The organism is Roseomonas sp. GC11, assembly GCF_024437745.1.
Classification (GTDB): Bacteria; Pseudomonadota; Alphaproteobacteria; order Acetobacterales; family Acetobacteraceae; genus Pseudoroseomonas.
Genome location: NZ_JANFNY010000015.1, coordinates 19668 through 33286, shown reverse-complemented (window position 1 = coordinate 33286; position 13619 = coordinate 19668). Strand labels below are relative to the sequence as shown.

Genomic DNA, 13619 nt, shown 5'->3' with positions numbered 1-13619 from the left:
ATGCGCTGGGAAACGCTGTTCGAAAGCCGCCGCTTCCTCGACGACACCGCGCGCACCGCGCCCAACCGCAACGCCTTCCAGATCGACCAGGACCGCATCGTCTTCAGCCGCCCCTTCCGGCGGCTGCAGCAGAAGACGCAGGTCCACCCCCTGCCCTTCAACGCCCATGTGCGCAACCGCCTGCTGCACACGCTGGAGGTCGCCTCGGTCGGCCGCTCCCTCGGCTTCACCGTCGGCTCGGAGCTGGCGGCGGAGCTGCGCGGGGCCGGGCACACGCCGGATGATCTCGGCTATCTCGTGCAGGCCGTCTGCCTCGCCCACGATATCGGCAACCCGCCCTTCGGCCATGCCGGGGAGGAGGTCATCAGCGGCTTCATGGGCCAGTGGCTGGACGGCAAGGGCCGCGCCTCCGGGCTGGCGCTGGATGACGACCTGCGCTTCTTCGACGGCAATGCGCAGGGCTTCCGCATCCTCACCCGCGCCGATGGCTACCGCGAGCGCGGCGGGCTGAAGCTGACCCATGCCAGCCTTGGCGCCTTCCTGAAATATCCCTGGGGCGGGCATGACCCGCGCGCCATGCGCGGCAGGCGGCCGGGCGTGAAGTTCAACCACTTCGCCACCGAGGCCACCGCCTTCACCGATGTCATGGCCGCCTGCGGGCTGGAGGGGCCGCACCCGCGCCACCCCGCCGTCTGGCTGATGGAAGCCGCCGACGACATCACCTATGGCCTGGCCGACCTGGAAGACGCGGTCGAGCTGGATATGGTCCCCTACAAGGACTACGAGGCCCTGGTGGCCCCCCTCGGGGAGGTCACCGCCGAGCGCCTCGCGCGCGAGGACAGCCTGATCCAGAAGGTCGCCCTGCTGCGCAGCAAGGCGATCGGCCGCATGATCGGCGCCGTGGCCGAGGCCTTCTGTGCCCACCACCCCGCCATCATGCGCGGCGAGCTGGCGGCGGGGAATTCCCTCATCAAGCTCAGCGACGAGCGGCTGCGCGCCCCCTTCCGCGCCATCCAGGACAGGAACAGCGACACGCTCTATTTCCACCCGCGCAAGGCTGAGTTCGAGATCGGCGCCTGCGATGTGCTGGAAAAGACCCTCACCGTCTTCATCGAGGCCGCCCTGGCCTATTACCGCGCGGAAGGCGAGGTCTCGGATGTGCCCGCCCCCTCGCGCCAGGCGCTCTCGCTGATGCAGGACTACCACCCGCGGCCGGGCTTCTCCGCCAGCGAGACCATCCGCTGCGCCGTGGATTTCGTGGCGGGGATGACAGACAATTACGCGGCGCATCTCGCGGCGCGCCTGCGTGGATTGTAGTTTTGATTTAATTCTTCTTTTCTGAAGAAAAGAAGCAAAAGACTTTTTTCAGGCTGCCGCCGTCTCCCGGCACAGCGGGACGCTGAACTGAAAAAATTTTTTGGTTCTTTTTTCCAAAAAAGAACAATTACTCTCTTCCAAATCTCTCCCGGTATTCCGCCGGCGCCACCCCGAGCCGCCGCAGGAAGGCCCGGCGCATCCGCTCATCATCGCCAAAGCCGCAGCGGTCCGCCACCTGGGCCACGGTCAGGCCGCCCTGCTCCAGCAGGCGCCGCGCCGCCTCCAGGCGCAGCCCTTCCACCGCCTGGGCCGGGGTCTGCCCCACCCGCGCGGCGAAGGAGCGGGCGAAGCTGCGCGGCGCCATGCCGGCGCGCTCGGCCAGGGCCTCCACCCGCAGATCGGTGCGCAGATTCTCCGCCACCCAGGCCAGCAGGGCACCGAAATCCCCATCCCCGCTGGCCTGGGCGCTGAGCGCGGCGCTGAACTGCGCCTGCCCCCCCGGCCGCTTGAGGAACACCACCAGCCCCTGCGCCACGCGCAGCGCCAGGGCATGGCCCAGATCCTCCTCCACCATGGCCAGCGCCATGTCGATGCCGGCGGTGACGCCGGCGGAACTCCACACCGCGCCATCGCGCACGAAAATCGGCTCATCCTGCACCGCCACGCCGGGATGGGCGGCGCGCAGGGCGGCGCAATGGCGCCAGTGGGTGGTGGCGCGGCGCCCCTCCAGCAGCCCCGCCGCCGCCAGGATGAAGGCGCCCAGGCAAACCGAGCCCACCCGCCGCGCCCGCCCCGCCGCCGCCGCCACCCAGGCGGTGAAGGCGGCATCCCCCGCCGCCGGGCGGGCGCCATCGCCACCGGGCAGCAGCAGCGTGTCCAGCGGCAGGCCCTCCAGCACGGACCACGGCTCGCTCTCCAGCCCCGGGCCGAGTTCCGTGGCCACCGGCCCGCCCAGGGGCGAGACGAAACGCACGCGATAGGGCGCCACCCCGCCCCCCGCCTGCCGGTTGGCGGCGGCGAAGACCTCGGCGGGGCCGGCGATGTCGAGCAGCATGGCGCCGGGATAGAGCGGCATCGCCACCAGTCGCGTCGTCCTGGCAGGAAAGGAGGGCATGTTGTCCTTCATGCCACGCCCACCGGCAGGCAGGCTAGCGGCCAGAGAGAGAAAGAGAGAAGGAGCCGCGCCATGCCTGAAACCCCCATCAACGCGACATGCCCCTGGTCGGGCAAACCCACCACGCCGGATTCGGTGACGCTGTGGCAGGGCTGGCCAGTGGGTTTCTGCAACCCCGGCTGCCGCGACAAATTCGCCGCCGCCCAGGCGCATTTCACCGCCGCCCTGCCACAGCCGCGCCGGCTGCGCCCGGCCGCGCCCCCCGCCGCCCTGGCCGCCGCCCTGGCCGAGGCCGCGCTCGTGGTGATCGATGCGCAGGGCGAATACGGCCCCGCCGGCGCCCTGCCGCTGGAAGGGCTGGACAGCGCCCTGGCCGCCCTGGCGCGGCTGCTGGAGGCCGCGCGCGCGGCGGGGGCGCCGGTGCTGCATGTGGCGCATCGCGGCGCGCCGGGCGGGCTGTTCGACCGCGCGGCCCCGGGCGGCGCTTTTCTGCCCGTTGCCTCCCCCGCCCCCGGTGAGGCGGTGGTGGAGAAAACCCTGCCCGACGCCTTCGCCGGCACCCCCCTGGCCGAGGCGCTGGCCGCCACCGGGCGGCGCGCCGTGCTCCTGGCGGGCTTCATGACGCATAACTGCATCGCCGCCACTGCCCATGCGGCGCTGTCGCGCGGACTGGCGGTGAGCATCGCCGCCGACGCCACCGCCACCCGCGCCCTGCCCGGCGCGGCCGGCGCCCCGGCCATCTCGGCCGCCGCGCTCCAGGCCGCCACCCTGGCCGGGCTGGCGGACCGCGTGGCCCTCGTCGCCCCCGTGGAAGAGATCCTGGCGGACGTCCGGGAAGCCGGCGCCACCGCGGCGGAGGCCGTGGCATGAGCGGCGCCACCCTGTTCCACGGCGCCGCCCTGCCCGCCGGCAAGGCCTGGAGCGGCCCGGAGGTCGCCCATCTGCCCGAGGCCCGCGTGAAGCTGCGCTGGACCGACCAGCCCTATCGCTGGCACGTCAACAGCGGCCAGGAGGTTTTCGTCGTGCTCGCCGGGCGGGTGGAGATGCATCTGCGCGAGGCGGGGGAGGAGCGCGTCATCCCCCTCGGCGCCGGGGATGTGCTCTATCTGGCGGAAGGGACGGAGCATGTCGCCCATCCCCAGGGCCCGGCCTGCCTGTTGGTGGTGGAGTAAAGGCCGGGGGAGGCAGGAGGGGAGCGGGCATACAGCCCCCTGCCGCCCCGCGCGGGAAAGGCTATAGGCTGCGCCCGTGACCCCGCCCCTCCCCCCCTCCCCCGCGCCTGCCGCCGTGCTGAACGATGCCGTGCTGAACGATGCCGTGCTGGACTGTGCCGTGCTGGCCTATGCGGATGACGAGGTCGAGGTCTTCCACCGCCCCGGCCGCTCGGCCTTCACCCTGGTGACCTTCGCCGGGCGCGACATGCCCGCCAATGGCCATGATTTCTGGCGGCGGGCGCAGGCCGCGGCGCTGGATCTCGACTGCCTGGGCTTCGTCGCCCGCCGCGCCAACTGGTACCCCACCGCCGCGCTGCGCCAGGCGGCCCTGGCCGTGGCCGGGCTGGGGCAGCGCCTGCGGCTGGGCTATGGCAAGGGCATGGGCGGCCACGCGGTGCTGAAGCATGGCCGCCTGCTGGGGCTGCAACACGCCCTGGCGGTGCGGCCGGTCTTTGCCGGCAGCGGCGGATTCGCCGCCGGGGAGCGCCCGCCACGCCACGGCCTGCCCCCCGCCCTGGCCACCCAGATGGTGCTGCACCACCGCGACCTGCCCCCCTGGTCCGCCGCCGTGCTCGACCCCTACACCGGGCCGGAGCGCGAGCACGCGGCGCGGCTGGCCGCCCTGGGCGTGCGCGTCGTGGTGGCGCCCTTCATGGCGGAACGGGCGGCCCTGCTGCTCGGCGGTTCGCAAAGGCCGGTGCTGGCGGCCCTGGAAGCGGGGGATGCCACCGCCCTGCGCCACCTGCTGCGCCGGCGGCGGAAAGCCTCGGCCGTCTGGTATGGCCGCATGGCCGGGCAGGCGGAACAGCATGGCCACACGGCCCTCGCCGCCCGGCTGCGCGCCCGGCAGGAGCGGATCAAGGGGTGAGAGGGTCTTTGTTCTTTTTTGGAAAAAAGAACCAAAAAACTTTTATCCGCTTGGCGCCCCGCCTCAGGCCAGAGGCGGGACGCCAAAGAAAGAAAATCAGCGCGGCGGAAGGTAGGAGGTGCGGTCCAGGAAGGCCTTGCGCCAACGCGTGATCTGCGTCCGGCCAAACAGCCCGGCCTGGGTGAAGGGGTCCGCGGCGATGAAGGCTTCCGCCTCCGCCCGCGTCTCGACATCGACGATGTAGAAGCTGCCACCGCCATCACTGCCGTCATCCTGGAGCTTGGCGCCACAGGCCAGCAGCTTCTGCGCCTGCGACTGCAGGAAATCCAGATGCACCGCGCGCGTGGACTGGCGCAGCGCCTGGCTGTCCGGCTTGTCCCAGGTTTCAATCATGTAGGGCATGGGGCGTTTCCTCGGTTCTGCCTCGCGCAGAGCCTGGAACAGATGCGAAAACCGCGCCAGCCCTTCCCGGAAGGAAGGGGGCGCGGGCCGGGTCTTGCACGCCCTGCCCGCGTGCAAAGTTCTAGTCTGCCGGCGGCGTCCCCCTTCAGGTGCCGCGCGGCTGATCGGGTGGTTCGCAATCACCCGATCCCCCGGCCCGCTCCCGGTCATGGCCTCCCCTGCAGGCCAGGACCGGTTCCCGCTGCTGTCGAGGGACTGGCGGAAGCCCGGGGAGAATGCGGGATCCGGATTGCGGTGGGACGGTAGTTACCGCCTTCCGCCAGCCCTCGCTGCAACTGCGAGTTATTCGCAATTAAGCCCCTCCCTCCCCCGCCGTCAACTCCTTTTTTCAGGCTGCCGCCGTCTCCCGGAGAAGCGGGCCGCACCCCTGGGCCGGAGCACCCCCGGCCCTTTTCTGTCAGGCTGCCGCCGTCTCCCGGAGCAGCGGGCCACCCCCCTGGGCCGGAGCATCCCCGGCCCTTTTCTGTCAGGCTGCCGCCATCCCCCGGAGCAGCGGGCCGCACCCCTGGGCCGGAGCACCCCCGGCCCAGTGCAGCGCCCGTCGTCCGAGCCATGACCGGCAGCTAGAGCATGAGTTCGATGAGGAAGGGGGATTGGTGGGCGCAGGATTGGGCCAGGAGGTCGCCGCACTGCTCCAGGGTGGTGGCGCGGGCGGCTTCCACGCCCATGCCGGCGGCGAGCTGGCACCAGTTCAGCTCCGGGTTGCCGAGGTCCAGCATGCTCATGGCGGTCGGCCCCGGATTCGCACCCACGCCGCGATATTCGCCGAGCAGGATCTGATATTTCCGGTTGGCCAGCACGATGGTGGTCACCGGCAGGCGCTCCCGTGCCTGGGTCCACAGCGCCTGGAGCGTGTACATGCCCGAGCCATCGGCCTGGAGGTTGATGACGCGGCGCTGCCCGCCGGCGCCGATCGCGGCGCCCGTGGCCAGCGGCATGCCGCAGCCAATGGCGCCCCCCGTGATCTGCAGCCAGTCATGCGGCGGGGCGGCATGGGTTTCCTTGAAGAAGCCCCGGCCGAAGGAGACGCTTTCATCGGCGATGATGGAATGCTCCGGCATCAGCGCGGCCAGGGTGCGGGCCAGCCCCTCCGGCGTCGGGGCGCCGCGCGCGGCCTCGGGGCGCGGGCCAGGGTCGGGCAGCGCCAGCTCCGGCGCGCCCAGCTCCTCCACCAGCGCCCGCAGCGCGGCGATGCCATCCTCCTCGTAGCGGGAGAGCACATGCACCGTCGCCGTCTCGGGGTAATGGATGCTGGGCTTGCCGGGATAGGCGAAGAAGCCGACCGGCGCCTTGGCATTCACCAGGATCAGGTGCTCGACCGATTTCAGCGCCTCCAGCGCCATGTCCACGGGATAGGGCACGCGCTCCAGCGCCAGCCGGCCGCGGCCGCGCTCGACGCGGGCATTGGACATCTCGGCCAGCACGCGCTGGCCGGTGGCCTGCGCGGCGCGCCACGCCAGCGCCTGCGCCTCGCCCCGCAGCGCCACGCCGCCGAGCAGGATCAGGACGTTCTTCTTCTCGCGCAGCAGCCGCGCCGCGCCGCGCACGGCATGCGGGTCCGGCGCCGGAGTGGCCGGCACCGGCAGCGCCTCGGCGGGGACGCCGCCCTCGTTCCAGGCGGTGTCCGCCGGCAGGATCAGCGTGGCGATCTGCCCCGGCGCCGTGCGCGCCGCCTGCACCGCCACGGCCGCATCGGTGCCGACGCGCGCCGCGTCCGTCGCCGTCCGCACCCAGCCGGAGACAGGGCGCGCCCAGCCCTCGGTATCGGCCGTCAGCTGCGCGTCATAGGGGCGGTGATAGGTCGCCTGGTCGCCCACCACATTGACGATGCCGCTGCGCGCCCGCCGGGCGTTGTGCAGATTGGCCAGGCCATTCGCCAGGCCGGGGCCGCAATGCAGCAGCGTCGCCGCCGGCTTGCCCGCGATCCGCCAATAGCCATCGGCCATGCCGGTGACGATGTTCTCCTGCAGGCCCAGGACGCAGCGCATGCCCGGAATACGGTCCAGCGCCGCCACGAAATGCATCTCGCTGGTGCCAGGATTGGCGAAACAGGTGTCCACCCCGCTCTTCAGCAGGCTGTGGACAAGGCTCTCGGCTCCGTTCACCGGCGTTTCTCCCGAAATTTGCTGCCGGGAGGGTGGCGCCAAAGCGGTGGAGGGCCAAGGCCAGGGGTATCGCAGGGCGATGGGGGCCGAATAAAAAGAATGAAAAAAGGCCGGGGGAAGGAATTCCCCCGGACCCCCATCTTTTTTCTGCCCGTCTTCTTATGCCCGTGTCAGGTCAGCCAGGGCGGCACAGGCAGGCCCCTCTCCCGCAGGAAGGCGGGGTTGAACAGCTTCGACTGGTAGCGCGCGCCGCCATCGCAGAGGATCGTCACCACGGTGTGGCCAGGGCCCAGCGCCTTGGCCACGCGCACGGCGGCGGCCACGTTCAGGCCAGCGCTGCCACCGATCGACAGCCCCTCCTCGATCAACAGAGAAAAAACCCAGCGCAGCGCCTCGGCATCCGGGATGGTCTCGGCGGCGTCGATCGGGGCGCCGTCCAGATTGCCGGGGACGCGGGCGGCCTGGCCAATGCCCTCGGTGATCGAGGTGCCGGGGGTGGCCTTCACCTCGCCGCGCGAGATCCAGGGGGCCAGGGCGCTGCCCTCGGGGTCGGCCAGCACGATGCGCACCTGACCATTGCGCGCCTTCAGCGCCTGCGCCACCCCGGCCAGCGTGCCGCCCGTGCCGCAGGAACAGGTGAAGGCATCCAGCCTGCCGCCCGTCTGCTCCCAGATCTCGGGGCCGGTCGTCGCCTCATGGGCGCGGCGGTTGGCGAGGTTGTCGAACTGGTTGGCCCAGACGGCGCCCATCTCCTCCGCCAGCCGGCGGGAGACATGGACGTAATTGCCCGGGTCACTGAAGGGCCGCGCCGGGACGAGGCGCAGATCGGCGCCGATCATGCGCAGGAAGTCGAGCTTCTCCCGGCTCTGCGTCTCCGGCACGACGATGACGCTCTTCCAGCCGCGCGCATTGGCGGCCAGCGCCAGCCCGATGCCGGTATTGCCCGCCGTGCCCTCCACCACCGTGCCGGGCTGGCCGGGGGTGAGCAGGCCGCGCTCCACCGCATCCTGTAGAATGCCCAGGGCGGCACGGTCCTTGACCGAGCCGCCCGGATTCATGAACTCCGCCTTGCCGAGAATCTCGCAGCCGGTTTCCTCGGAGGCGCGCTTCAGGCGGATGAGGGGGGTGTTGCCCACCGCCCCCCAAAAACCCTCGGCGATGCGCGGCACGGGGGCCAGCATCACGCGTCCTTCAGCTCAACCCAGCGCAGGTAAGGCTTCTGGGCTTCCCAGCCCTGCGGGAAGCGCTCCTTGGCCTGCTCATCCGAGACGGAGGGCACGATGATGGCGCGCTGGCCGGGCTGCCAGTTCACCGGCGTGGCCACCTTGTGCCGGTCGGTCAGCTGGAGGCTGTCCAGCACCCGCAGCACCTCGTGGAAATTGCGCCCGGTCGAGGGCGGATAGGTCAGCGAGAGGCGCACCTTCTTCGCCGGGTCGATGACGAAGACGGTGCGCACCGTCACCGAGGGGTCGGCCTCCGGGTGGATCATGCCGTAGAGGGTGGAGACCTTGCGCTCCGGGTCGGCGATCATCGGGAAATTCACCGCGGAACCCTGGGTCTCGGCGATGTCCGCCTCCCAGCCGGCATGGCGGTCCAGCGCATCGACCGAAAGGCCGATGACCTTGGTGTTGCGCTTGTCGAATTCCGGCTTCAGCCGCGCGGCCTCGCCCAGCTCCGTGGTGCAGACGGGGGTGAAGTCCTTGGGGTGGCTGAAGAACACCACCCAGGAATCACCAGCCCATTCGTGGAAGCCGATGCTGCCGGCCGTGGTGTCCGCCGTGAAATCCGGGGCGATCTGCCCGAGCTGGATGGCCATGGGTTATCCTCCTGCCTGTGCCGGCAGGAAATCACGCCCATTCTTCGTGTGTCAATGGCGAGGCCGGGCAGGATGGCACAGTTTTCCGGGAAAGCTGGGCAGAATTCCCACCCGCTACACGGAAAATTTCGCGAGAAAATTTCGTATTTTTGACGCCGCCCGGGGTTTCCCCGGGCTGACATCAATTCCCTGGCCTCAATTGCCAGCCTGGGGGTGGCGCAGCAGCCACAGCCGCTCATGGGCCGCCACCAGCGTCTCCATGTTCTTGCGGCGGTTGTTGTCCGGCACGGACTGCCGGCGCGTCACCATCTTCTCCAGGATGCGCAGCAACTCCTCGGCGATCTCGTAATCGCCCTGGTCGCAGGCCTGATGGAAGGCGATCAGGATCTTGTCGGACAGCCGGCGGGTATGGCGAGGGGCTGGCTGGCTGGGCCGCGCCTCCTCACGGGCCGGGCCGGCCTCGGACCAATCATCCGCCATGCTCATTCCACTCCTTCAACCGGTGCCCGGAAGGCGGCCGCCAGGCCCTTTGCGGCACCACGACCAGCCTAACGAAAGGCCACCACGCTGCACAGATACGTGAAAGCGTTCTTACTTTAAAGACAAAAGCTTAATAACGCATACGGATCTAACGCGCCGCCAGTTGTCCCCGCACCGCGGCAGCGATCGCCTCCGGCGCGGAATTGGGCCGCAACAGCAGGCGTACACGCCCCTCCCGCCCGATCAGATAAATGTAGGAGGAGTGATCCATCAAATACTCCGACATCTCCGGGCGGTTCACTTTTTTATAATAAACGCGGAAAAGCCGTGCCACCTCCGCAACCTGCTCGGGTGTGCCGGTCAGCCCCACCATCCGGGGATGGAAATTGGAGACGTAGAGTTTCATCTGTTCGGGCGTGTCGCGCTCCGGGTCGATGGTGAAGAAGGCGGGGGTGACGCGCCCGGCCTCCTGGGGCGAGAGCAGTTCCATGGCCGCGGCGATGTTGCCGAGTTCCGTCGGGCAGACATCGGGGCAGAAGCTGTAGCCGAAATAGGCGACCGCCAGCTGCCCGCCGAAGCCGGCCTGGGTGAAGGGCTTGCCATCCTGGTCCACCAGGGTGAAGGGCCCGCCCAGGGTGACGCCCTGCGGCAGCTGCACCCCGCCGGCGGAGACGGGAACCGGCGCTTCCTGCCCGGTCAGCGCCGCGATCTGGCGGAGGAAGGCATCGCCCAGTTCCTCCCCCGGTTGCCGGCCGAACCAGGCTAACCCCCAGAGGGCGCCGAGGCCGAGAATCAGGAGCAGGACGAGGGCGCGGATCAGGCGTTGCATGACGCCCGGTTTAGACCATCCACGCCCCGAAGGAAGGGGGGCAGGCCCCCCACCCGTTCAGTTGAAGATCTGCCCCTCGGGCTGCTTGTCGGAGAAGACGCCATCGGCGAAGGCTTCTTCCCAGGTGCCGGCGGTGCTGGCCTTGGAATATTCCGTGGCGCGGCCCTCGAAGAAGTTCATGTGCTCGACGGCGTTCAGGATCTCGTCCAGCCAGGGCAGCGGGTTCTTCTCGATGCCGTAATGCGGCTCCAGCCCGAGCTGCTGCAGGCGGCGGTCGGCGATGAAGCGGATATACTGCTTCACATCCGCCGGCTCCATGCCCTGCACCCCGCCCAGCTCGAAGGCGAGGTCGATGAAGGCATCCTCGTGCTCGACGATGGTGGTGCAGATATCGACCAGATCCTGGCGCAGCTGCTCCGTCCAGATCTCCGGGTTTTCCTGGATGAAGGTGCGGAACAGGCGGATGACCGAGAGGCAGTGCAGCGTCTCGTCGCGCACCGACCAGGAGACGATCTGCCCCATCCCCTTCATCTTATTAAACCGGGGGAAATTCATCAGGATGGCGAAGGAGGCGAAAAGCTGAAGCCCCTCGGTGAAGGCCCCGAAGGCGGCCAGCGTCTTGGCGATCTCGGTCTTGTTCTCGACCGAGAAGGTCTGCATGTAGTCGTACTTGTCCTTCATCTCCTTGTACTTCAGGAAGGCCTGATACTCGATCTCAGGCATCCCGATGGTGTCGAGGAGATGGGAATAGGCCGCGATGTGGATCGTCTCGATATTCGAGAAGGCCGAGAGCATCATCAGCACTTCGGTCGGCTTAAAGACCTGGCTGTAATGCTTCATGTAGCAGTTGTTCACCTCGACATCCGCCTGGGTGAAGAAGCGGAAGATCTGGGTGAGCAGGTTGCGCTCGCCCTCGGTGAGGTTCTTCTGCCAGTCCTTGACGTCATCCGCCATCGGCACCTCTTCCGGCAGCCAGTGGACGCGCTGCTGCGTCATCCAGGCGTCATAGGCCCAGGGGTAGCGGAAGGGCTTGTAGACCGGGTTGGCGGTGAGAAGGTCCATCTTCTCGGGCGCGGCGGTCTCGGAAGAGGCGGACATGGCGTGTCTCCGGCGGGAAAAAGCCACAGCGCCACAGGCCGGGAAGCGCGGCGGGCGCGGATGCGGCGGAAAAATCAGGAGAGATGTTCTTTTTTGAAAAAAAGAACCAAAAAACTTTTCTCCGTTGGCGTCCCGCTTCAGGCCTGAGGCGGGGCGCCAACTGAAAGAAAGTCTTTTTGCTTCTTTTTCTTCAGAAAAAGAAGATCTCTTTCTTCAGGAACCTCTTCCGCTCACTGGCAGGCGAGGCATTCCTCATAATCCGTGCCATTGGCCGTGGCGGCGCCGGCGCGGCTGCGCGGGGCGGGCGGCACGGGGAGGACGGCATCGACGCTGGTGGCGGCGGCGAAGCCCAGGGCGGGCTGCACCTCCACCTTCTCGCTGATGGCGTCGGCGCGCTGGATGGAGAGGGAGCGGCAGTAGTAGAGCGACTTCACCCCCTTCTTCCACGCCTGCATGTGGATCTGGTGCAGGTCGCGCTTGTGCACATCGGCCGGCAGGAAGAGGTTCACCGACTGGCTCTGGCAGATATAGGGCGTGCGGTCGGCGGCGTGCTCCACCACCCAGCGCTGGTCCAGCTCGAAGGCGGTCTTGAAGACGGCCTTCTCCTGCTCCTCCAGGAAGTCGAGGTGGCTGACGGAGCCCTTGTTGACCGTGATGGTCGTCCAGGTCTCCTCATCGTCGCGGCCATACTTGGCCAGCACCTTCTTCAGGTACGGGTTGCGGACGATGAAGCTGCCCGAGAGCGTCTTGTGGTTGTAGACATTGGCCGCGATCGGCTCGATGCCCGGCGAGGCGCCGCCGCAGATGATGGAGATCGAGGCCGTGGGCGCGATCGCCATCTTGTTCGAGAAGCGCTCCATGAAGCCGTATTCCGCGGCATCCGGGCAGGGGCCGCGCTCCTCCGCCAGCTGGCGGGAGGCGACATCGGCCTGCTCGCGGATGTGCTTGAACATCCGCTTGTTCCACACCTTCGCGATGACGCTCTCGAAGGGCACGTTCTGCGCCTGCAGGAAGGAATGGAACCCCATCACGCCGAGGCCCACGGAGCGCTCGCGCATCGCGCTGTAGCGGGCGCGCGCCATCGAGTCCGGGGCGCTGTCGATGAAGCCCTGGAGCACGTTGTCGAGGAAGCGCATCACGTCGGGGATGAAGCGCGGCTCGTCCTTCCACTCGAACCAGGTCTCGAGGTTGAGGGAGGAGAGGCAGCAGACCGCCGTGCGCTCCTTGCCGTGGTGGTCGCGGCCGGTGGGCAGGGTGATCTCGGAGCATAGGTTGGAGGTCTTGACCTCCAGGCCCGCCAGCTTGTGGTGCTCCGGCTGCGCGCGGTTCACGTGGTCGGAATAGATGATGTACGGCTCGCCCTGCTCGATGCGCGCCATCAGGATGCGGATCCAGAGCGAGCGGGCGGAGATCTTGCGGATGACGGCGCCATCCTTGGGCGAGGTCAGCGCCCATTCCTCATCGGCCTCGACCGCGCGCATGAAGGCATCCGGCACCAGGATGCCGTGGTGCAGGTTCAGCGCCTTGCGGTTGGGGTCGCCGCCGGTGGGGCGGCGCAGGTCGATGAATTCCTCGATCTCCGGGTGGGAGACGGGCAGGTAGACGGCGGCCGAGCCCCGGCGCAGCGAGCCCTGGGAGATGGCCAGCGTCAGGCTGTCCATCACCCGGATGAAGGGGATGATGCCGGAGGTCTTGCCGTTCTGCCCCACCTTCTCGCCGATGGAGCGCAGATTGCCCCAGTAGGAGCCGATGCCGCCGCCCTTGGAGGCCAGCCAGACATTCTCGTTCCAGAGGTCGACGATGCCGTTCAGGCTGTCATTGGCCTCGTTGAGGAAGCAGGAGATGGGCAGGCCGCGGGTGGTGCCGCCATTGGAGAGCACCGGGGTGGCCGGCATGAACCACAGGCGGCTGATATAGTCATAGATCCGCTGGGCATGGGCGCGGTCGTCGGAGAAGGCGCTGGCGACGCGGGCAAAGAGGTCCTGGTAGGACTCGCCCGGCAGCAGGTAGCGGTCATCCAGCGTGGCCTTGCCGAAATCCGTCAGCAGCGCATCGCGGCTGCGATCCACGCGCACCTGGCCATGCCCTGCAAGCTGAACATCATCGGCAAGGTGAACGGCATCGAGCACGGCGAGGAATCCCTGATGTCGGTGGGGGGGCAGCGGGGGGCACATTTGCACCGGCCCGGCAAAGGCTTCAACCCATATCTGGTGGGTCAGGCGCGGCCCAACCCCCCAGAATTTGCTTTACAGGCGTTTCGTTCACAGGCGGAACGCGGCGCGACTCATGGAAAAAGCTGGCGAAGCGGAGGTTATC

At 68.6% G+C, this 13619-nt stretch carries 13 protein-coding genes; 4 read left to right on the top strand and 9 right to left on the bottom strand.

What is annotated here, in order from left to right:
* On the top strand, positions 1-1317 hold the full coding sequence (gene dgt / locus NON00_RS06700) for a dGTP triphosphohydrolase (RefSeq protein ID WP_256018821.1): 1317 nt from the start codon (positions 1-3) through the stop codon (positions 1315-1317).
* Between the two features lie 127 nt (positions 1318-1444).
* Here the strand turns inward: dgt and NON00_RS06695 are convergent, their stop codons facing one another.
* The gene (locus NON00_RS06695; RefSeq protein ID WP_256018820.1) at positions 1445-2431 is read right to left on the bottom strand and encodes a GlxA family transcriptional regulator; all 987 of its coding nucleotides are present in this window, start codon (positions 2429-2431) and stop codon (positions 1445-1447) included.
* Positions 2432-2503: 72 nt separating this feature from the next.
* On the opposite strand from NON00_RS06695, the gene NON00_RS06690 reads away from it, so the two are divergent.
* The 3 genes from NON00_RS06690 (at position 2504) to NON00_RS06680 (ending at position 4513) form a co-directional block, all read left to right on the top strand.
* On the top strand, positions 2504-3301 hold the full coding sequence (locus tag NON00_RS06690; protein WP_256018819.1) for an isochorismatase family protein: 798 nt from the start codon (positions 2504-2506) through the stop codon (positions 3299-3301).
* Positions 3298-3603 (top strand): cupin domain-containing protein, encoded by a 306-nt coding sequence (locus tag NON00_RS06685; protein WP_256018818.1) that lies wholly within the window; start codon positions 3298-3300, stop codon positions 3601-3603. Before NON00_RS06690 ends, NON00_RS06685 begins: the two co-directional genes overlap by 4 nt.
* A gap of 76 nt (positions 3604-3679) precedes the next feature.
* Positions 3680-4513, top strand: a complete 834-nt coding sequence (locus NON00_RS06680) for a hypothetical protein (RefSeq protein WP_256018808.1) — start codon at positions 3680-3682, stop codon at positions 4511-4513.
* Positions 4514-4609: 96 nt separating this feature from the next.
* Here the strand turns inward: NON00_RS06680 and NON00_RS06675 are convergent, their stop codons facing one another.
* From NON00_RS06675 to NON00_RS06640, 8 genes are all read right to left on the bottom strand, one after another.
* Complete coding sequence (locus NON00_RS06675; RefSeq protein ID WP_256018805.1) at positions 4610-4915, bottom strand: YciI family protein; 306 nt, start codon at positions 4913-4915, stop codon at positions 4610-4612.
* Between the two features lie 623 nt (positions 4916-5538).
* Positions 5539-7080: an acetolactate synthase large subunit gene (locus tag NON00_RS06670; protein ID WP_256018803.1), complete on the bottom strand. Its 1542-nt coding sequence runs from the start codon at positions 7078-7080 to the stop codon at positions 5539-5541.
* Between the two features lie 170 nt (positions 7081-7250).
* Positions 7251-8261 (bottom strand): cysteine synthase A, encoded by a 1011-nt coding sequence (locus NON00_RS06665; protein ID WP_256018800.1) that lies wholly within the window; start codon positions 8259-8261, stop codon positions 7251-7253.
* On the bottom strand, positions 8261-8896 hold the full coding sequence (locus NON00_RS06660; RefSeq protein ID WP_256018798.1) for a peroxiredoxin: 636 nt from the start codon (positions 8894-8896) through the stop codon (positions 8261-8263). The genes NON00_RS06665 and NON00_RS06660 overlap by 1 nt, the downstream gene beginning before the upstream one ends.
* 195 nt (positions 8897-9091) lie before the next feature.
* Positions 9092-9376 carry a hypothetical protein gene (locus NON00_RS06655; protein ID WP_256018797.1) on the bottom strand — a complete coding sequence of 95 codons (285 nt, stop codon included), beginning with the start codon at positions 9374-9376 and terminating at the stop codon, positions 9092-9094.
* Between the two features lie 148 nt (positions 9377-9524).
* Positions 9525-10205 (bottom strand): SCO family protein, encoded by a 681-nt coding sequence (locus tag NON00_RS06650; RefSeq protein ID WP_256018795.1) that lies wholly within the window; start codon positions 10203-10205, stop codon positions 9525-9527.
* 57 nt (positions 10206-10262) lie between these two features.
* Complete coding sequence (locus NON00_RS06645; RefSeq protein WP_256018792.1) at positions 10263-11303, bottom strand: ribonucleotide-diphosphate reductase subunit beta; 1041 nt, start codon at positions 11301-11303, stop codon at positions 10263-10265.
* Positions 11304-11533: 230 nt separating this feature from the next.
* Positions 11534-13432, bottom strand: a complete 1899-nt coding sequence (locus NON00_RS06640; protein WP_370688683.1) for a ribonucleoside-diphosphate reductase subunit alpha — start codon at positions 13430-13432, stop codon at positions 11534-11536.
* Between the last annotated feature and the right edge of the window lie 187 nt (positions 13433-13619).

Excerpts from the sequence above, each read along its gene's own strand:
- dgt (WP_256018821.1), top strand. The coding sequence starts at position 1 with ATGCGCTGGGAAACGCTGTTCGAAAGCCGCCGCTTCCTCGACGACACC.
- NON00_RS06695 (WP_256018820.1), bottom strand. The coding sequence starts at position 2,431 with ATGCCCTCCTTTCCTGCCAGGACGACGCGACTGGTGGCGATGCCGCTC.
- NON00_RS06690 (WP_256018819.1), top strand. The coding sequence starts at position 2,504 with ATGCCTGAAACCCCCATCAACGCGACATGCCCCTGGTCGGGCAAACCC.
- NON00_RS06685 (WP_256018818.1), top strand. The coding sequence starts at position 3,298 with ATGAGCGGCGCCACCCTGTTCCACGGCGCCGCCCTGCCCGCCGGCAAG.
- NON00_RS06675 (WP_256018805.1), bottom strand. The coding sequence starts at position 4,915 with ATGCCCTACATGATTGAAACCTGGGACAAGCCGGACAGCCAGGCGCTG.
- NON00_RS06665 (WP_256018800.1), bottom strand. The coding sequence starts at position 8,261 with ATGCTGGCCCCCGTGCCGCGCATCGCCGAGGGTTTTTGGGGGGCGGTG.
- NON00_RS06660 (WP_256018798.1), bottom strand. The coding sequence starts at position 8,896 with ATGGCCATCCAGCTCGGGCAGATCGCCCCGGATTTCACGGCGGACACC.
- NON00_RS06655 (WP_256018797.1), bottom strand. The coding sequence starts at position 9,376 with ATGGCGGATGATTGGTCCGAGGCCGGCCCGGCCCGTGAGGAGGCGCGG.
- NON00_RS06650 (WP_256018795.1), bottom strand. The coding sequence starts at position 10,205 with ATGCAACGCCTGATCCGCGCCCTCGTCCTGCTCCTGATTCTCGGCCTC.
- NON00_RS06645 (WP_256018792.1), bottom strand. The coding sequence starts at position 11,303 with ATGTCCGCCTCTTCCGAGACCGCCGCGCCCGAGAAGATGGACCTTCTC.